Source organism: Pseudomonas sp. D1-36, assembly GCF_051132205.1.
Taxonomy (GTDB): Bacteria; Pseudomonadota; Gammaproteobacteria; order Pseudomonadales; family Pseudomonadaceae; genus Aquipseudomonas.
In genome coordinates this window covers 3,606,294-3,624,356 of record NZ_CP071674.1, presented here as the reverse complement: position 1 = coordinate 3,624,356, position 18,063 = coordinate 3,606,294, and the positions used below count along the sequence as shown (strand labels likewise).

16 protein-coding genes are annotated in these 18,063 nt (G+C 60.4%); 10 read left to right on the top strand and 6 right to left on the bottom strand.

Features of this window, described 5'->3' with window-relative positions; all coding sequences use genetic code 11:
* The first annotated feature begins 97 nt into the window (after nucleotides 1-97).
* Together J3P76_RS16080 and J3P76_RS16075 are read left to right on the top strand one after the other, a co-directional pair.
* Complete coding sequence (locus tag J3P76_RS16080; protein ID WP_434700962.1) at nucleotides 98-1,321, top strand: MFS transporter; 1,224 nt, start codon at nucleotides 98-100, stop codon at nucleotides 1,319-1,321.
* Nucleotides 1,322-1,430: 109 nt separating this feature from the next.
* Nucleotides 1,431-1,673, top strand: coding sequence for a hypothetical protein (locus J3P76_RS16075; protein ID WP_434610621.1), 243 nt, complete (start codon nucleotides 1,431-1,433; stop codon nucleotides 1,671-1,673).
* 31 nt (nucleotides 1,674-1,704) lie between these two features.
* On the opposite strand, the gene J3P76_RS16070 is transcribed toward J3P76_RS16075, so the two are convergent.
* Together J3P76_RS16070 and J3P76_RS16065 are read right to left on the bottom strand one after the other, a co-directional pair.
* Nucleotides 1,705-2,184, bottom strand: a complete 480-nt coding sequence (locus J3P76_RS16070; RefSeq protein ID WP_420764651.1) for a hypothetical protein — start codon at nucleotides 2,182-2,184, stop codon at nucleotides 1,705-1,707.
* Between the two features lie 87 nt (nucleotides 2,185-2,271).
* A complete protein-coding gene (locus J3P76_RS16065) occupies nucleotides 2,272-3,420 on the bottom strand; it encodes a mechanosensitive ion channel family protein (protein WP_434563318.1) in 1,149 nt (382 codons plus the stop codon).
* 286 nt (nucleotides 3,421-3,706) lie between these two features.
* Between J3P76_RS16065 and J3P76_RS16060 the strand changes: the two genes are divergently transcribed.
* The 5 genes from J3P76_RS16060 (at nucleotide 3,707) to J3P76_RS16040 (ending at nucleotide 11,516) form a co-directional block, all read left to right on the top strand.
* Complete coding sequence (locus tag J3P76_RS16060; protein WP_434610626.1) at nucleotides 3,707-5,278, top strand: sensor domain-containing diguanylate cyclase; 1,572 nt, start codon at nucleotides 3,707-3,709, stop codon at nucleotides 5,276-5,278.
* Nucleotides 5,279-5,478: 200 nt separating this feature from the next.
* Entirely contained in the window at nucleotides 5,479-8,055 is a 2,577-nt protein-coding gene (locus tag J3P76_RS16055) for a bifunctional diguanylate cyclase/phosphodiesterase (RefSeq protein ID WP_434610628.1), read from the top strand.
* Between the two features lie 70 nt (nucleotides 8,056-8,125).
* The gene (xth, locus tag J3P76_RS16050; RefSeq protein ID WP_420764647.1) at nucleotides 8,126-8,920 is read left to right on the top strand and encodes an exodeoxyribonuclease III; all 795 of its coding nucleotides are present in this window, start codon (nucleotides 8,126-8,128) and stop codon (nucleotides 8,918-8,920) included.
* A gap of 115 nt (nucleotides 8,921-9,035) precedes the next feature.
* Entirely contained in the window at nucleotides 9,036-9,857 is an 822-nt protein-coding gene (locus J3P76_RS16045; RefSeq protein ID WP_434700961.1) for an arylamine N-acetyltransferase family protein, read from the top strand.
* A gap of 138 nt (nucleotides 9,858-9,995) precedes the next feature.
* The gene (locus J3P76_RS16040; RefSeq protein WP_420764645.1) at nucleotides 9,996-11,516 is read left to right on the top strand and encodes a nucleobase:cation symporter-2 family protein; all 1,521 of its coding nucleotides are present in this window, start codon (nucleotides 9,996-9,998) and stop codon (nucleotides 11,514-11,516) included.
* An 84-nt stretch (nucleotides 11,517-11,600) separates the two neighbouring features.
* Here the strand turns inward: J3P76_RS16040 and J3P76_RS16035 are convergent, their stop codons facing one another.
* Nucleotides 11,601-11,951 (bottom strand): hypothetical protein, encoded by a 351-nt coding sequence (locus J3P76_RS16035; RefSeq protein WP_039589121.1) that lies wholly within the window; start codon nucleotides 11,949-11,951, stop codon nucleotides 11,601-11,603.
* Between the two features lie 245 nt (nucleotides 11,952-12,196).
* Here J3P76_RS16035 and J3P76_RS16030 point away from each other — a divergent pair, with 245 nt between their 5' ends.
* On the top strand, nucleotides 12,197-13,018 hold the full coding sequence (locus tag J3P76_RS16030) for a shikimate 5-dehydrogenase (protein ID WP_434610634.1): 822 nt from the start codon (nucleotides 12,197-12,199) through the stop codon (nucleotides 13,016-13,018).
* Between the two features lie 6 nt (nucleotides 13,019-13,024).
* Here the strand turns inward: J3P76_RS16030 and J3P76_RS16025 are convergent, their stop codons facing one another.
* On the bottom strand, nucleotides 13,025-13,672 hold the full coding sequence (locus tag J3P76_RS16025; RefSeq protein ID WP_420764643.1) for a YceH family protein: 648 nt from the start codon (nucleotides 13,670-13,672) through the stop codon (nucleotides 13,025-13,027).
* A 129-nt stretch (nucleotides 13,673-13,801) separates the two neighbouring features.
* Here J3P76_RS16025 and J3P76_RS16020 point away from each other — a divergent pair, with 129 nt between their 5' ends.
* Nucleotides 13,802-14,311 carry a DUF1993 domain-containing protein gene (locus J3P76_RS16020; protein ID WP_420764642.1) on the top strand — a complete coding sequence of 170 codons (510 nt, stop codon included), beginning with the start codon at nucleotides 13,802-13,804 and terminating at the stop codon, nucleotides 14,309-14,311.
* A gap of 79 nt (nucleotides 14,312-14,390) precedes the next feature.
* On the opposite strand, the gene sstT is transcribed toward J3P76_RS16020, so the two are convergent.
* Nucleotides 14,391-15,623 carry a serine/threonine transporter SstT gene (sstT, locus tag J3P76_RS16015; RefSeq protein WP_420764641.1) on the bottom strand — a complete coding sequence of 411 codons (1,233 nt, stop codon included), beginning with the start codon at nucleotides 15,621-15,623 and terminating at the stop codon, nucleotides 14,391-14,393.
* A 280-nt stretch (nucleotides 15,624-15,903) separates the two neighbouring features.
* Here sstT and J3P76_RS16010 point away from each other — a divergent pair, with 280 nt between their 5' ends.
* Nucleotides 15,904-17,064 (top strand): MFS transporter, encoded by a 1,161-nt coding sequence (locus J3P76_RS16010; protein WP_434610638.1) that lies wholly within the window; start codon nucleotides 15,904-15,906, stop codon nucleotides 17,062-17,064.
* Here the strand turns inward: J3P76_RS16010 and nhaR are convergent.
* Nucleotides 17,061-17,957, bottom strand: a complete 897-nt coding sequence (gene nhaR, locus J3P76_RS16005; protein WP_420764639.1) for a transcriptional activator NhaR — start codon at nucleotides 17,955-17,957, stop codon at nucleotides 17,061-17,063. The two genes, J3P76_RS16010 and nhaR, sit on opposite strands and share 4 nt — an antisense overlap.
* Nucleotides 17,958-18,063: the final 106 nt, after the last annotated feature.

Here is an 18,063-nt window from a genome sequence, read left to right as displayed (position 1 = left end):
TCATCCGGAACGGCGCTCGCTCGCCGGGTCCATGCTCGGTGCAATCATTAGACCCAAGAGAGGGGCTCCGAGCCCATCAAGCAATTTCAGGATTTTCATGACCGATACCTCATTGCCAAAACCACAGGGCAAACCTGCATGGGGCGCTGTGCTCGCCATGTCGTTGGCGGCCTTTGCACTCGTTGCGTCGGAATTCATGCCGGTCAGCCTGCTCACACCGGTGGCCGCAGACCTGCACATCAGCGAAGGGCAGGCTGGTCAGGGCATCGCCGTTTCCGGTGCCTTTGCGTTAGTCACCAGCCTGTTCATCGCGTCGATCGCGGCGCGCATCGAACGCAAGTGGCTGCTCTCGGCGCTGACGCTGTTGATGATCATCTCCGGAACGGTGGCGGCACTGGCGCCCAGTTATCTGGTTTTCATGGTCGGGCGGGCACTGATCGGCGTTGCGATTGGCGGCTTCTGGTCGTTGTCGGCGGCGACGGCCATGCGCCTGGTGCCGCAGGATAAAGTCCCCCGGGCCCTTGCCATCGTCAACGGCGGCAATGCCTTGGCCACGGTCGTGGCCGCGCCGTTGGGCAGTTTCCTGGGAGCGATCATCGGCTGGCGTGGTGCGTTTTTCTGCATCGTGCCCGTCGCTGCGCTCGCCCTGGCATGGCTGCTGATGAGCCTGCCGTCGATGCCCATCCAGGCGAAACGGGGCGCCGCCAATCCTTTCAGGCTGATGGCCCGGGCGCCGGTTGCGTTGGGCATGCTGGCGGTCAGCACGTTCTTCATGGGCCAGTTCATGTTGTTTACCTACCTGCGGCCGTTCCTGGAGAGCGTGACGCGGGTGGACGTCTCGTTGCTTTCGCTGATGTTGCTGGCGATTGGTCTGGCGGGATTGCTCGGCACCTTCCTGATCGGTGCGCTCCTCAAAAAAGGCCTGTATCGCACGCTGATCATCATCCCGCTGCTCATGGCCGCGATCGCCCTGGCCTTGGTGGGGTTCGGCGATTCCGCGTCCATCACAGCCTTACTGCTCGGCCTCTGGGGCCTGGTGGCCACGGCCGCGCCTGTGGGCTGGTGGACCTGGCTGGCAAGGACGTTGCCGGACGATGCCGAGGCAGGGGGTGGATTGATGGTCGCGATCGTTCAACTCGCCATTGCCTCGGGGGCCACGGTGGGCGGCGTGCTGTTTGACTTGAGCGGTTATCGCGCGACCTTCGAAACCAGTGCCGCGGTCTTGGTCGTAGCCGCAATCCTCACCATTCTGGCAGCTCGGGCGGCGGCTCGACCATCGACACAAGCGTCGCCCACCGTGACATACAGCACGGGGCGTTGACTTGGGAGCCGTTGGGCGGCTGCGGTTGGTGGCACATTGATATCTTGGTAGACTTTGGACTCGTTATCTACCGAGTTGGTTAGTTGTGTCTACTGAGAGAATTCAACCCTTGGAGCAGGCCCTTCTGGCGGTAATAGCTGCTGCGGGAAAAATGGGCATCAGTTGCGATGAGTTATGCGCCCAGGCGGTGGGCGGCCTGGTGTCCGAACAACACTGGACCTGGGCGGATGCCCAACATGCGGAGCGTGCCGCCGACGAGATCGACAATGCCATGGCGATCCTCATTGACCGGCAAACAGGGACGCCAATCAAAAGCGGGCCTGATGCGGCATTTGAATCGAATCGACTCTGAGAACGGGCAATCCGTTGAATCCCGTTTGTGCTTAAAGGCCCAAGCCTTCCTCGATGAACGACAGGAAAGTGTCTTCATCGAGGGTCACGGGTTCGGGCTTCTGCTGGCCGGTTGGCCGCAGATGCCAATGGGATTCGCCATGCATCCCCACCGTGCGCAGGATGCAGCGCTCCAATCCCTTCGTATGGATTTCGATGCATCCCTCGGCATCGGGGGAAAAGCGAGCGATCGGGTCGAGCAAGATACGGCGGTGATTGCCCTCGATCACCAATTGGTCGATGGCATAGTTGTAAGTCGACCCGCTGGAATGGCTTTCAAACACATGGGTGGGGTTACGCCGGATAACCAGGCCCGCCTCACAGACCGGCGCCAGCCAGCTTTCAATCTGGCGGTACAGCTCGTACACCTGGCCAGGCCAGTGTTCAATCGCCAGGTCGGCGCAATGGTCAGTGTCGGCCGGCGCGCGTTGGGCCTGCCTCAGCTTTGCTGCGAGTTCGTCTGCCTTGCTCATGTCGATTCCCTGTCGTGGTGATGGGTTGAGCTTAGCCGAAGGGGCAGGGTGGGCGTTTGCGCTGGGTCATGGAAGCGCAATTGACGGTTAATGCTTGGCGCCTGCCCCATCGGTTCGTAGCGGCATCCTTTCACTGTTCCCCCTGGCGAATTGCTCAGGCATCTCCGGCAACGAAGCCACGTGCACGGCGCGGGACGGCATGGCGAAGCGCACGCCGATCTTGGCGAACTCGTCCATCATCCCCAGGTTGATGGCTTGCTGGATGTCCATATAGACGTTGTAGCTGGGGTCCAGCACGATGTAGACCGTTTCGAATTCCAACGTGCTTTCGCCGAAACCGCGAAAGTGCGCGCGGTCGAAGCGGGTTTTCTCCTGGGCCTTGATGATGTTTTCGACGATGACGGGCACTTGCCGAAGTTGTTCGGTCGAGCATTCCTGAGGCAGGGCGAATTCGAAGACGATGCGGCGCTCCTGCAGGCGTTTGTAGTTCTGGATGGTGGTGCTGATCATCCCCGCGTTGGCCATGACGATCTGCTCGCCGCCCAGGCTGCGGATCCGGGTGGTCTTCAGGCCGACATGTTCCACGGTGCCCGCCAGGGAACCGACCACGATGAAGTCGCCGACTTCGAAGGGTTTGTCCACGGCAATGGACAGCGAGGCGAACAGGTCGCCGAGAATGTTCTGCACGGCGAGCGCTACGGCAATGCCGCCAACGCCGAGGCTGGCAACGAATGCTGTGATGTTCACGCCCAGGTTGGAAAGCATCGCCAGCAGCACCACTGCCCACAGGAACACTTTTGCGCCCCAGAGGCTCAAGGTGGCCAAGGCGCTTTTCTGATGGATGTCGCTGTGGCTGTGACGCGCGAAATAGTGCAGCAAGGCCAGGGCGATCGCCCGGTTTGCCCATAACCCCACCTGCAAGGCGGCGACGACGAACCAAAGGCTGCTGACCCGACCCAGCCAGCGTTCCGGCAGGTCCAGAACACCGATGCCGATCAGAATCGAGGCCAGCAATAGCAGGGTGTTGCTGGTGCTGGACAAGACCTCGACAGCAATATGGCTGACGTAGGCATCGGGCCTTTGCGCCCGTGCCCGTACGTTTTTCAACAGGAAGCCGATGCCGGCTCTGGCAACGATGAAACTCACCGTCATCACGCTGAGTGCCAGTAACCAATTGGCGATGGAAATGCCGAGCAGTTGGGTGTCGGTAAAAATGTCGAGAGAGCTTGAATCCATGGGTCGGGATCACCTGTGCCATTGCTGTTCAGGTTGTGCCCTGGCCGATTCGCGCAAGGCACGGGCCGGGCCATGAACTTTGTTAGTTCATGTGGGCCAGGGGCCGTTCAAATTTATTCTCCGGGCGCGGCGCGTGCCTTGCGCTTGGCTTGTTTTGGATCCATTGCGCCATCCATCGACTTACTCCTAAAGGCAAATTGCCGCCCCCCAAGCGGTACGCTAAGCTCGCGATTATTGGGGGCTTTTGAGCGACTCGCTCACTGTTTTGCCCTCCCCAGGATTTCGCTTGCCTATCCCCATCCACGATCCGAACCATGCGCCTGGCGGTGCCTTGAAACGCCTGCCTTTGCTCAAGGCCGCAGTGATGTTCATCGCAGCCGTGTGCCTGTGCCTCTGCGGTTTGCTCTTCTTGCAACTGGAGCAGTCCCGTCGGCATGACCTGGAGTCGGCGCGCCTCGCTTCGGCCAACCTCACCCGGGCCATGGCCCAACAGGCCCAGGACACATTCCTGCAAGCCGACCTGGCGCTTGCCAGCCTGGCCGACTGGATTCAAAACGACGGGTTCGGTCCGTCGACACGTCCACGCCTGCACCAGACATTTGCCCGGCGGGTGCAGTCCCTGGAGCAGTTGCATGGTCTGTTCCTGTTCGACAAGAACGGCCAGTGGATCATTACTTCTTTCGAACACCTGCACAGGGGGGCGGGGGTGGCCGATCGGGACTATTTCAAGTTCCACCAGCAGAACGCCTCGCTGATCGCCCACGTCGGCCCAGCGGTTCGAAGCCGACAGAACGGTGAATGGATCATTCCGGTTTCCCGTCGATTGAATGACCAGAAGGGCAACTTCCAGGGCGTGCTGCTGGCCGGCATCAAGATGTCCTATTTCGATCAATTCTTTAAAAGCTTCAGTCTCGACGCCAAAGGCGAAATGTCTTTGGCGCTGTCCGACGGTACGTTGCTGGCGCGTCGTCCTTTCGATGAGGGACAGATCGGTCGTCCGCTTGCCGATGAGTACGTTTACGAACACCAGCACGCAAGCATGGGCGCCGGCGATACGGTGCTCCGCCCGGCGCCCGACGGCATCGTCCGGTTATATGGGCACCGGCATCTGCAGGCTTATCCGCTGATGGTGACCGCCGCGATGTCCGAACAAGCGATCCTGGCGGGCTGGTACGACAGGGCGTTCCAGTCCAGCCTTATCGTGGCCTTGGTGGTGTTGGGCGTTTGCCTGTTTGGTTGGGTCTTCGTGCGCCAGGTGCGCAACAGCGAGCGGATCGAGGCAGACTTGCGCAAGGCCCAGGAAGCGCTGGAGCTGATCGCCACCCACGACAGCCTGACCGGCCTGGCGAATCGGCGTTTATTCGAACGTGCCCTGGACATCGAATTCGGGCGAGGCGCTCGCCAGCGCAGCCCCCTGAGCCTGATCATGCTCGACATCGATTTTTTCAAACGCTACAACGACACCTATGGGCATGTTGCGGGGGACCACTGCCTGGCCGAGGTGGCGAAGGTGCTCAAGAGTTGCTGTCATCGCAAGGCCGACCTGGCGGTGCGCTACGGCGGCGAGGAGTTCGCCGTCCTGCTGCCCGACACCAACCTGCACGGTGCCATGGCATTGGCCGAGCAGATCCGCAGCTGTGTCATCGACAAGCACATCAGCCACTCCGCTTCCCCCTCTGGCTACCTGACGGTCAGCCTCGGCTGCTATGCCTTCGTGCCGAGCAGCCTGGACAGTACCGAAGTGTTTATCCAACGGGCGGACGCTGCGCTCTATCAGGCCAAGCACAGCGGTCGCAACTGTGTCGCGGTCCTATCCAGGGAAGGCGCGCTGGATGCGCTGGAGCGTTCCGACCGTTGAGATCCGTTGGAATCATCGGCGGCGGATAACGGTCCATTGGTCAACATGCAGGCTAGGCGTGGGCCCTTTCGTCAAATCTTGTGGGCTCATCATCTGGCTGGACGATGGCTGCTAAGGTTAAGAAAGCGCAACGGTCCGATGCGGTTCACGCCGTGACCTTTGCACGGCGAAGCCAGCGCCGAAAGGATAGGAACAGGTCAATGGATACCACTGCCGATACCCCCTCTGATGTCTCGCGTCATACGCCGATCACCCGTCGCCTGGTGGCGGCCCTTGGCGTGTTGTTTGTCCTGGGGGTTCTGGTGGCCGTCGCCGCGCTGTTCAACATCGCGCAAAAGCTGGATGCACAGGATGTGGATGAGACCCGCTTCTATATCCAGCGTGCCCTCGATAATCGCATCACAGCCACGAAAAACTACATCACCAGCTACGCCTACTGGACCACTGCCTACGAGCACCTAAGCGGCGAGGTCGATGTGCAGTGGGCCTATGCCGACCAGAACATGGGCAAGACCCTGTTCACCAACGATGAACTAGAAGGTGTGTTTGTCATTGACCATGAGCGCACCAAATATGCCGTGGTGCGGGGCCAGCAGGTCCAGGCAGACGCGGCGTCGTTCATGAATATGCCGCTGAAGGACCTCGTGGATGAGCTCCAGGCACAACCTGACCTGACCAGGCCGATGATCCGCTACACCTTGTTCGAAGGCTGGCCGGCCGTCGTCACGGCTTCGGTGATTGTGCCCAACGACGAACGTCCCCAGGTCAACGCCAGGGAGACGTCGATCCTCCTGTTCGTCGACCAACTGACGCCGGTGAAACTGCGCAAGGTGGGCATGGGTTACGGCCTGACCGACCTGACCCTGGTGAAAGACACCACATTGGAGCCCGGCCAGCCCGCGGTGCCGTTGGACAGTACCGGCTACAGCTTGATATCGCAGCTGCAGCGGCCGGGCCAGCATTTGCTGTGGTCACTGGCTCCGCCGTTGGGAGGCGCATTGCTGATCCTGGCGTTGCTCACTGCCTATTTTTTCCGGTATGCCATGCGCACGGCTCGACAGGTGGACGCCAGCTACGACAGCCTTGAAAAATCGAAACAAGCGCTCGAGGCCAGCGAAGAACGTTTTCGCGCCGTGGCCGAGGCGGCGTCCGACTGGATATGGGAGATCGACAGCCAGCAACGCATCACCTATCTATCGGCTCGCTTTAACGCCGTCACGGGTTTTTCCGACCAGCAGTGGCTAGGCCAGGAGATCGAGCAGTTGCTGTTCTGCGACACCCTGCCCATTGCTTCCTGGCTGGGCAACCTGGTCGAAGAACAGAACGCCAGCAACCTGCGCTGCTCTTACCGCGATCATTCCGGGCAATTGCGATTCTGTCGGGTCTCGGCGCGACCGATCCAGGACAAGGCAACCGTGACGGGCTATCGCGGCACGGCCAGCGACATCACCGATGAGGTGGCCGCCCACGCTCAAGTCCAGCATCTGTCGCTGCATGATGCGCTGACCGGACTGCCGAATCGCAACAAGTTGGCGCGACACCTGGACGACGCGTTGATCGCCAAGGAGCATTCCGCGCCGTTGGCCCTGCTGATGGTGGACCTGGACAACTTCAAGCCGATCAACGATTCCCTGGGCCATGCGGCGGGCGATGCTGTGTTGCTGGAAGTCGCCCAGCGCCTGCGCGACAGCACGCGTGAACAGGACCTGGTGGCGCGCCTGGGAGGGGATGAGTTCGTGATAGTGCTCAGTGGCGTGGAGCACTCCACTGAAATCGACCGATTCTGTACGCGGCTCATCGACAGCCTGCAGCAACCGATCCACTACGAGTCCCATTCCCTGCACATTGGTGCGAGCATCGGCGTTGCCGTGAGCCGACGACAAGGCTACGTACCAGGCGAGTTGATCCGCTGCGCCGACATAGCCCTGTACCAGGCCAAGTCCGAGGGTAAAAAGACCTGGTGCTATTTCGCCTCGCACATGAACGATCAGATCCAGCATCGTCGTCAGTTGGAAAACGACCTGCGCCAAGCGGTGAAGAACAACGAATTCATCCTGCATTTCCAGCCTCGCTACACGGTCGACGGCCAAGAGATCGTCGCGGTGGAATCGCTGGTGCGCTGGCAACATCCAACCCAGGGTCTGTTGAGCCCCGATGCCTTCATTCCGCTGGCCGAGCAAACCGACCTGATCGTCCCGCTGTCGCGCTGGGTACTGCGCGAGGCGTGCGAAACCGCGCTCACCTGGCCGGGATCGCTGATGGTTTCGGTCAACCTGTCACCGGCGCAATTCGAACGCAGCGATGTGGTCGAGGATGTCCGCCAGGTATTGATCGAAACCCACTTCCCGGCGAGTCGCCTGGAGCTGGAGATCACCGAAAACGTCATGCTGAACGACGTGGATGGCGCGCTCCAGGTGATGAATGCGCTCAAGGAATTGGGGGTGCGCTTGAACATGGACGATTTTGGTACCGGTTACTCATCCCTCGGCTACCTGCGCACATACCCGTTCGACGGCATCAAGATCGACAAGCGCTTCATTGCCTCGATGAGCAATAGCAGCAACGACCGCGCCGTGGTCCAGGCGATTATCAACCTGGGCAAGGCGATGGGCTTGACCGTCACGGCGGAGGGCGTGGAGACCCTGGCACAATTGGGTTCATTGGGCACCGATGAATGCCACGAAGTGCAGGGCTATTTCCTTAGCCGGCCAATCGACAAGCAGGCATTTGCTGCCTTGCTTGAAAGCAGCCAGTCCATGTCAAGAACCGGTTCCTGAGCAATGATTGCAACCCCCGAGGCCTGTCGCCGGTCACAGCTATGTCTTGGCATTCAGGAATTATTCGCCCATGAAGAACCTGCGGATCGCGACGTTCAACATCAACGGCATTCGGGCGCGGTTGCCTAACCTACTGGAATGGCTGGAGCGGGAAAAACCCGATATTGCCTGCCTGCAAGAGCTCAAGGCTGCGGACAAGGACTTTCCTGCCGCCGAGTTGGAGTCGGTGGGATATGGATCGATCTGGCATGGCCAGGCTTCATGGAACGGTGTGGCGATCCTGGCCCGTGATGCGCAACCCCTGGAGAGTAGACGCGGGCTGCCAGGAGGAGAGGAAGACAGTCACAGTCGTTATCTGGAGGCGGCGGTGCATGGCGTGCTGGTGGGCTGCCTCTATTTGCCCAATGGCAATCCCCAGCCCGGTCCGAAGTTCGACTACAAGCTGGCATGGTTCGAGCGCCTGATCGACTATGCGCAGGCACTCCAGGCGAGTGATCATCCGGTGGTGTTGGCTGGGGACTACAACGTGGTGCCAACCGACATGGATATCTACAACCCACGCTCCTGGCTCAAGGACGCGTTGTTGCAGCCCGAAAGCCGGGAGTGCTACCAACGACTGCTGGACCAGGGGTGGACGGACTCCCTGCGTCACCTCTACCCAGAAGAGCGGATCTATACGTTCTGGGACTATTTTCGCCAGCATTGGCAAAAGAACTCCGGGCTGCGCATCGATCACCTGCTGCTCAACCCCGTGGCCAGTGCATACCTGAGCGACGCGGGCGTGGATGCCTGGGTCAGGAACCAGGAGCATCCCAGTGACCATGCGCCTACCTGGATTCGCTTGTCTTCGCGCAAGCGACGCTGAAGGGGCGAGCGGACCAAGCACTCGTGGGATTTGTCCGTAGGAAGGAAATGCCTTATACCTGCCCAATCGCAGCGCGCTAACCCAAAGCCCTGCCTTGACAGGAAAGGACATCCCCATGAGCCAACCTCGACTGAGCGACACCGGTCGCTATCTACGACGCCTGGGCTTTGACACGGCGCCGCCTCCAACGCTGGAAACGCTGCGTCAGCTTCAAAAGCGCCATACGGCCGAGTTTCCCTTCGAAACCCTCTCGACACTGTTGCGCCAGCCGGTCGCCATCGACCTCGAATCCGTCGAGCGGAAAGTTTTCGAACAGGGCCGTGGCGGTTATTGCTATGAACTCAACCAGTTGTTCCTGGCGCTGTTGCAAACCCTGGGCTTTGATGCCCAGGGCATCACTGGACGCGTTGTGATGAACGCCGCCGAGGGCGCCTGGACAGCGCGCACCCATCGCTTGAGCGTGGTGACGCTCAGTGGCGTGCGCTATATCACCGACGTCGGTTTCGGCGGTATGGTGCCCACCGCGCCGCTTTTGCTGGATAGCCGCGATATCCAGCACACGCCCCATGAGCCGTATCGCATCGACGTCAACCCGGATGGCTACCTGCTGCGCGCCCAGGTCGGCGATGAATGGCGCCCGATGTACCTTTTCGACCTGCAACGCCAGGAGGAAATCGACTATACCGTGGGCAATTGTTACGTCTGCTCCCATCCCGAATCACCGTTCATGGGAAGGCTGATGGTCGCCCGTACCGGTGAGGGACTCCGTAGGACGCTCAACGGCAACAGCTATGCCGTGCACCGGATCGGGCACGAAAGTGAACGACGCACCATCAACGACGCGGATGAGCTGATCACGTTGCTGGAAAATGAATTCAGCCTCACGGTGCCGCCCCGGGAACTGCTGCGACCCGCAATCGAAGGGCTGTTGGTGTGATGCCTTGAGCGTTTTGGTTTAGCAATTGCATTCCCTGTCAGCGACGGATGCGCAACAAGTTGTATACAACTCTATGGACATTTGTCCTGACTTTTGAATACAGTGTGCGCATAACAAAAAACAGGGAACCCCCGAACCATGAAAACGCCCCATGTTTCACTCCCACGGCCCGAGGACGAAAACCTCGGGGTCGGCGCGAATATGGCTTACGGCCTGCAACATGTCCTGACCATGTACGGTGGCATCGTCGCGGTGCCGTTGATCATCGGCCAGGCGGCCGGGTTGTCCCCGGCCGACATCGGTCTGCTGATCGCGGCTTCGTTGTTTGCAGGGGGGCTGGCGACGTTGTTGCAGACCCTGGGCCTGCCGTTTTTTGGTTGCCAGCTGCCGCTGGTCCAAGGCGTTTCGTTCTCCGGCGTCGCAACCATGGTTGCAATTGTCGGCACCGGTGGGGAGGGCGGCTTCCAGGCCATCCTCGGCGCGGTGATTGCCGCCTCCTTGATCGGCCTGCTTATCACGCCGGTGTTTTCCCGCATCACGCGTTTTTTCCCACCTCTGGTGACCGGCATCGTCATCACCACCATTGGCCTGACGTTGATGCCGGTGGCGGCACGCTGGGCAATGGGCGGCAACAGCCATGCGCCGGATTTTGGCAGCATGGCCAACATTGGCCTGGCCGCGGTGACCCTGGTGTTGGTACTGGTGCTGAGCAAGATGGGCAGCGCGACGATTTCGCGGTTATCGATCCTGCTGGCGATGGTCATCGGTACGGTCATCGCGGTGTTCCTCGGCATGGCCGATTTTTCGTCAGTGGGTGAGGGGCCAATGTTCGGCTTCCCGACACCTTTTCACTTCGGCATGCCAACCTTTCATATCGCCGCGATTCTGTCGATGTGCATCGTGATCATGGTGACGCTGGTGGAAACCTCGGCCGATATCCTGGCAGTGGGCGAGATTATCGACACCAAGGTCGATTCCCGGCGTTTGGGCAACGGCCTGCGAGCAGATATGTTGTCGAGCATGATCGCGCCGATCTTCGGATCGTTCACCCAGAGCGCCTTTGCCCAGAACGTCGGCCTGGTGGCAGTGACTGGAATCAAGAGTCGTTTCGTGGTGGCGACAGGGGGTGTGTTCCTGGTGGTGCTTGGGCTGTTGCCCTTCATGGGCCGGGTAATCGCCGCCGTGCCGACCTCCGTGCTCGGAGGCGCTGGTATCGTGTTGTTCGGTACCGTTGCCGCCAGCGGAATCCGGACGCTGTCGAAGGTCGATTACCGCAACAACGTCAACCTGATCATTGTCGCCACGTCCATTGGCTTCGGCATGATTCCCATCGCCGCACCGAACTTCTACGATCATTTCCCGAGCTGGTTCGCGACGATCTTTCACTCCGGCATCAGCTCATCGGCCATCATGGCCATCATGTTGAACCTGGCCTTCAACCACTTCACCACCGGCAACTCCGATCAACAATCGGTATTCGCCGCCGGCACCGAGCGGGTGCTGCGTTATCAGGACCTGGCGGCGCTACGGGAAGGTGACTATTTCAGCGACGGCAAGTTGCACGACTGCGACGGTAACGAAATCCCCGTCGTAGCCGCACCTGAGCATCCCACTGGGGATCATGGCCCGGTGCGATTGAAAAGCGGTGAGCACGTCTAGCCTTGGCGAAACCCCAGCCCAACAAAAAGCAGCCTGCGATGATCAATCACAGGCTGTTTTTTTGTTTCGCTTTAGAGGGGCCGTTTACCAGCGCCCGTAGTGCCCACGTGGCGGACCGTAGTAATAGCCCCTCGGTGGCCCGTAATACACCGGGGCCGGGCGATAATAGATCGGCTGCTCGATATACACCGGCTGTGGCTGGTAGTAGACCGGTGGAGGTTGCTGCACGTAGACCGGCTGTGGCTGAACGTAGACGGGCTGTTGTACGTAAACCGGCCGGTCTCGGTTGATGAGCGCGGAGCCGACAATGGCAGAGCCGACGATGGCGCCGAACACTGCGGGCCCCTCCCAACCACCGCGACCATGGGCGGATGCCTGGCCGGTGACCGCGAGTGCCCCCACGAGCAGGGCGATGATAGGGAGTTTGCGTTTCATGGCGTTTCCTCGTTCCGACCCCGGCGCCTGTGGCCTGCTACAGACCCGAATAAGGGCGCGGGGATACTTGCTATGACAGCGATTTTCCCAGGATTTGCGGCGCTGTTGGGTAAAGGTTGTGTAAGGTCTGCGACAGATTTTTTTTACGAACACCGAGTCGGTTCGCTGCGCACGGTGTCTGATCATCGATGAACCGGTCGGGACGACACTCCCGTCCATCCGAAAGTGGCTTGAAGGAGACGCACATGCAGATGAACCCCAACAAAGACACCCAGCTATGCATGTCGCTATCGGGGCGCCCGGGCAATTTCGGCCTGCGTTTTCACAATCACCTGTATGAGCAGTTGGGGCTCAACTTCTACTACAAGGCGTTCACCAGCCAGGACCTGGCCGGGGCAGTGGGCGGGATCCGTGCTCTGGGTATCCGCGGGTGCGGTGTGTCGATGCCATTCAAGGAGGCCTGCATTGCCTTGGTCGATGAGCTGGATCCTTCCGCCGCTGCCATCCAGTCGATCAACACCATCGTCAATACCAATGGTCATTTGAAGGCCTACAACACGGACTACATCGCCATCGCGCAACTGTTGCAAAGCCATGCCGTGCCCAAGGAGTCAACGTTTGCCTTGCGCGGCAGCGGTGGCATGGCCAAGGCAGTCGCCAGCGCCTTGCGCGACGGCGGCTATACAAACGGCTTGATCGTTGCCCGCAACGAAACCACCGGCCGAGCGCTGGCCGACACGCTGGGTTACGAATGGCAAGCCGAGTTGGGTGACCGACGGCCGCGGATGCTCATCAACGTCACGCCGATCGGCATGACCGGCGGGGCGGAAGCGGACCTGTTGGCATTCGAGCCCGCCGCCATCGCTGCCGCCGACACTGTGTTCGATGTCGTGGCGATTCCTTCGGAAACGCCGTTGATCGTGCATGCCAGAGCGGAAGGCAAACGGGTGATCACTGGCCTTGAGGTCATTGCGATCCAGGCGTTGGAGCAGTTTGTCCTGTACACCGGCGTTCGGCCCAACCTGGAACAATTCGACAAGGCCGTGGCGTTTGCCCGAGCGGTGTAGGCCCTGTCATTCCAATCGTGCCAGCCGTTCTTCCAGCGCCGCGATTCGCGCTTCTAGCTCTTCGATACGCTCCAGCGATACGCCGCCGGCCGCGCTGCGTTCGGTCGGCTGGTGACGCGCGGCGAGGATCGCCTCGATGTCTGCCGGGTCGCCCATGGCATGCATGTAACGGTCTTCCCGTTGGCCGGCCTGGCGCGGCACCAGCAACGCCAGGCCACGAGCGATCAGGCGCTCCAGCTGATGCACCACCTGCTCGGTGTCCTCGAAATCATGCATGCGGCCGCTGCGGGTCAGCAGCTCATTGACGGTTTGCGGGCCGCGCAGGAACAGCAATCCCATCAGGATCACCTGGGCCGGCACCAGTTCCAGCGCCTTGTCGACCCGGTGCTCCCAGCGGTCGGCGCGACTGCCCATCACCAACCGGGTGAAACCACGTCCTTCCAGGGCTCGCAGGCTTTGGCCGACTGGCCCTGGGTTGAGGTTCATCACCGGTTCGCGGCTGGTTTTCTGGTTGCAAGCCAACACCAGCGCGTTGAGGGTGAGGGGGTAAGTCTCGGGATTGGTGGCCTGCTTTTCGATCAGGGCGCCAAGAATGCGGATTTCCGTGCTGTTGAGCCGCGGTTCTTCGGCCGGGCTTTGTTCTTCGATGCTCATCGCGCGTTCCCTATGCTGTGGAAGCCGCCTAGCCTAATCCTTGCGCAATAAAAGACAAGGTGCGCAACAAGCCGTGGCTATAATCGCCCACGTTTGATTCGTTTCCTTCCATTACTCCATGAGATCGCCATGACTATTTCCCTGTACGCTGCCTCCGTCCCGGTTTTCAAGCAAATGCTCAATGCCCTGAGCGATGTTTTGAACAAGGCCGAGGCCCACGCCACCTCCAAGAACATCGATCCGAACGCGCTCTTGCAAGCGCGCCTGTTCCCGGACATGTTCCCGTTGGTACGCCAGGTGCAGATTGCCGTGGACTTCGCCAAGGGCGTGTCCGCGCGCCTGGCGGAGATCGAAGTGCCGAAGTATGACGACAGCGAGACCACCTTCGCTGATCTGCAGGCATTGATCGCCAAGGTGCTGGCTTTCATCGATGGCATCAATGCCCAGCAGATCGACGGCAAGGAAGGCATCGAAATCGTGACCCGTCCGGGCACGCCGAAGGAAAAACGCTTCACTGGCCAGAATTATCTGCTGACCTACGGCTTGCCGCAGTTCTTCTTCCACGTGACCACCGCATATGCATTGTTGCGTCACAATGGCGTGGAAGTAGGCAAGCGCGATTACATGGGCGCGTTCTAACTCCCGCAGGCATGAAAAAGCCCGGGGCGGTGGAGCCGTCCCGGGCTTTTTTATGGCTGGCTGTCAGGCCACCAAGCGTTTACGCCGCGCCCCGCGCCCGCTCTTCTTCACCCAGGCAGGCCGCCGCCGTGAACAAGACATCGGTGGACGAATTCAACGCCGTTTCAGCCGAATCCTGCAGCACGCCGATGATGAACCCTACGGCGACCACCTGCATGGCGATTTCGCTGGGAATGCCAAACAGGCTGCACGCCAGGGGAATCAACAACAGCGACCCGCCCGCGACCCCGGAAGCACCGCAAGCGCAGACGGCGGCAACGACACTGAGCAGCACGGCGGTGGGGATATCCACCACGATACCCAGGGTATGCACGGCGGCCAGTGTCAGGACCGTGATGGTAATGGCGGCGCCCGCCATGTTGATGGTCGCACCCAGCGGGATCGAAACCGAGTACGTATCCTCATGCAGGCCGAGGCGTCTGCTGAGCTCCAGGTTCACGGGGATGTTCGCCGCGGAGCTGCGGGTGAAGAACGCGGTGATGCCGCTTTCACGCAGGCAGGTAAACACCAGCGGGTAAGGGTTGCGACGCAGTTTCCAGAACACGATGAGTGGGTTGACCACCAGCGCCACGAACAGCATGCAACCGATCAGTACGATCAGCAGATGCAGGTAGCCGAGCAGGGCGCTGAAGCCAGAAGTGGCGAGCGTCGAGGCCACCAGCCCGAAAATCCCCAGCGGGGCGAAGCGGATGACCAGGCGCACGATCACGGTCACGCCGTTGGACAGGTCTTCGAGCACAGTGCGCGTGGTTTGGCCGGCATGGCGAATGGCGATGCCCATGCCGATGGCCCAGGCCAGGATGCCGATGAAGTTGCCGGTCATCAATGCACGGACCGGGTTGTCAACGACGCTCAACGCCAGGCTTTGCAGCACTTCGCTGATGCCACCCGGTGCGGTGACCGCAACGTCCTGGGTGCTCAGCACAAGGCTGGAGGGAAACAGCGTGCTGGCGATGACCGCGACCACCGCGGCCGCGAAAGTACCCAACAGATAAAGGAACAGGATCGGCCGGATATGGGTCTCCTGGCCGTGCTTATGGTTGGCGATAGAGGCCATGACCAGCACGAACACCAGGATCGGTGCCACCGCCTTGAGCGCGGACACAAAAACCTTGCCGATGAATTCAGTGGATTTCGCCAGGTCCGGCGCCAGCCATGCCAGGACAATACCGGCGATCAGGCCAATAATGATCTGCGTGACCAGGCCAGTGCTTTTGAGGCGGTGCAATGGAGAAGGGGAGACAGCTGTCATAACGGTATCTCTGATTTTTTTATGTGTAACGGTCAGCCGAACGGGGCTATAAGCCGGCAGGCCACATGGACGGGACCGAAAGAAGGTAGAGCGTTTGCAGGTCGCGGACTTTATCACAGCCCGACGAAAAATCTGACGGACCCGTGACGATCCGTCACCCCCATGTTTGAGCACGTTTTTCTGACGGGCACATTCTGGTAGGCTTTGTCCTTCTCACTTTTCAATACCGCCAGCGGGCCTATGGCTATCGCTGGTGTCGTCGTTTTCCCCGGAGTCGCGCATGCTGTTACCCATTTTCCTGTTGTCCGCCGCCGGTTTTACGGTGTTGACCACGGAATTCATCATCGTCGGCCTGCTGCCTTCCATTGCCCGCGACCTGCACGTCACCATTCCCCAGGCGGGGCTGTTAGTGACGCTGTTTGCGTTTACTGTCGCGGCGTTCGGGCCGTTCCTCACCGCCTGGTTCGCCCGGGTTGAACGGCGCAAATTGTTTATCAGCGTGCTGGTGATGTTCGCGTTGGCCAACACCCTGGCGGCGCTGGCGCCCAACATCTGGGTCATGGCAGTTGCCCGATTGATCCCGGCCCTAGGCTTGCCTGTGTTCTGGGCATTGGCCAGCGAAACGGCAGTGGACATAGTCGGGCCGCAGTTCGCCGGGAGGGCCATCGCCCGGATCGGCTTCGGTATCGTCTGCGCCACGGTGTTTGGTATCCCGGTGGGTACGCTGATCAGCGATGCATTCGGCTGGCGAAGCGCCTTTGCGATCCTGGCCGTCATTGCGTTCGCCAAGGCGCTGCTGCTGTTCATCTACTTGCCTAGGACAAACCTGCATCAACACCAGGTGAGCTTTCGCTCGCAATTCAAGATCCTGCACAGCCCGTTGATGCAAGGGCATGTGTTGTTGTCGATCCTGGTGTTCAGCGGCATGTTCACCGCCTACACCTACCTCGCGGATATCCTTGAACGCCTGGCCGGCTTCGATGGCACGCTGGTGGGCTGGTGCCTGATGGGTTTTGGCGCGGTAGGCCTGCTCGGCAATTCCCTGGGCGGTCGCGCGGTGGACCGGCATCCCTTGATCGCCTCGATGGTGTTCTGCCTGTTCATGATCGGCGGCATGGTCGCGCTGGTGCCGAGTATCCATTCGACTCTTGGGCTAGCCGCCGCCCTTGGCATATGGGGCGTGACCCAGGCGGCGCTGTTTTTGGTCAGCCATGTCCGGCTGATGAAGGCCGCACCAGAAGCTCCGGCCTTTGCCGCGTCGCTGAATATCGCGGGGGCGAACCTGGGTATAGGCCTGGGCGCGATGGTTGGCGGTCGGGTCATCGATACCCTTGGGCTGGGTAAGGTCGGTTTCGCCGCGGCCGGGTTCATTCTGGTGTCGATCCTGCTGGCGTTATTGCTGATGACGTTCAAGCCCCGCGCCGCCTGTGTGCAGCGCTAAGCGCTGAACAGCTCGCGCCGCGCCCCCTCGGCGATCGCGACGATGCCCGGGTGGCTGACCTTGCGCTCCACGGAGATGGCGTAGAAAGACTCGCTCACCGCATCGGTCTGGCCGATCACCTGTACCCCGTATTGCTGTTGGACTTCTTCAGCGATCACGCTGGGACCGATGAAGATCCCGCTGCCGGATTGCCCAAACGCCTGCATCAATGCGCTGTCATCGAATTCACCGACGATGCGCGGTTGGATCTGCTGTTCAGCGAACCAGCGTTGCAGCCGGCTGCGCACGACTGTCTCCGGCCCGGGGATCAGCAGCGGTGCGTCATGCAGGCCGTGGGGGAAGTCCTGCCCATGATGTTCGGCCAACGCCGGGGTGGCGAAAAAGCTGATTCCGCATTCCCCCAGTTTCTGGCTGTAGCCCTTGATATCCAGATGACTTGGCATCGGACTGTCGGAAATCACCAGATCCAGGCGCTGGATCGCCAGGTCGGCCAATAGCCGTTCGAGCTTGTCTTCCCGGCAGGTAATGCGCAGCGGCTCGCTCAATTCCATGGTAGGTGCCAACAGCCGATAAACGATGGATTTGGGCACGACGTCCGCCACCCCGACCCGGAACAGCGTTTGCTGCTCGTTGGGTTGAGCCCGCAGCATCAGCTCCAGTTCGCCGCCCAGTTGGAACATGTGCTCGGCGTAAGGCAGCGTCTGGCGGCCGGCCTCGGTCAGTTCCAACTGGCGTCCGACTCGGCGGAACAGCTTGATGTTGTAGGTCTGTTCAAACAATGAGATTTGCCCGCTGATGGTTTGCGGCGTCAGGTTCAGTTGCTCGCAGGCCCGCACGATGCTGCCGGTTTTCGCCACGACCCAGAAATAATGCAGCTGTCGATAATTGAGCATGATTCTCGCCGCTTCGTAAAAACCGAAGTATAGCCGCTGAAAATACGAATTTTCCTGAAGTATTTCCCTCTCTAGAATTCCGGGCCATCGGTGAGCCATCTTTCGT

Bases quoted from the DNA above. Each gene is read 5' to 3' on its own strand.
- J3P76_RS16080 (WP_434700962.1), top strand. From the start codon at position 98: ATGACCGATACCTCATTGCCAAAACCACAGGGCAAACCTGCATGGGGC.
- J3P76_RS16070 (WP_420764651.1), bottom strand. From the start codon at position 2,184: ATGAGCAAGGCAGACGAACTCGCAGCAAAGCTGAGGCAGGCCCAACGC.
- J3P76_RS16065 (WP_434563318.1), bottom strand. From the start codon at position 3,420: ATGGATTCAAGCTCTCTCGACATTTTTACCGACACCCAACTGCTCGGC.
- J3P76_RS16055 (WP_434610628.1), top strand. From the start codon at position 5,479: ATGGATACCACTGCCGATACCCCCTCTGATGTCTCGCGTCATACGCCG.
- xth (WP_420764647.1), top strand. From the start codon at position 8,126: ATGAAGAACCTGCGGATCGCGACGTTCAACATCAACGGCATTCGGGCG.
- J3P76_RS16045 (WP_434700961.1), top strand. From the start codon at position 9,036: ATGAGCCAACCTCGACTGAGCGACACCGGTCGCTATCTACGACGCCTG.
- J3P76_RS16040 (WP_420764645.1), top strand. From the start codon at position 9,996: ATGAAAACGCCCCATGTTTCACTCCCACGGCCCGAGGACGAAAACCTC.
- J3P76_RS16035 (WP_039589121.1), bottom strand. From the start codon at position 11,951: ATGAAACGCAAACTCCCTATCATCGCCCTGCTCGTGGGGGCACTCGCG.
- J3P76_RS16030 (WP_434610634.1), top strand. From the start codon at position 12,197: ATGCAGATGAACCCCAACAAAGACACCCAGCTATGCATGTCGCTATCG.
- J3P76_RS16025 (WP_420764643.1), bottom strand. From the start codon at position 13,672: ATGAGCATCGAAGAACAAAGCCCGGCCGAAGAACCGCGGCTCAACAGC.
- J3P76_RS16020 (WP_420764642.1), top strand. From the start codon at position 13,802: ATGACTATTTCCCTGTACGCTGCCTCCGTCCCGGTTTTCAAGCAAATG.
- sstT (WP_420764641.1), bottom strand. From the start codon at position 15,623: ATGACAGCTGTCTCCCCTTCTCCATTGCACCGCCTCAAAAGCACTGGC.
- J3P76_RS16010 (WP_434610638.1), top strand. From the start codon at position 15,904: ATGCTGTTACCCATTTTCCTGTTGTCCGCCGCCGGTTTTACGGTGTTG.
- nhaR (WP_420764639.1), bottom strand. From the start codon at position 17,957: ATGCTCAATTATCGACAGCTGCATTATTTCTGGGTCGTGGCGAAAACC.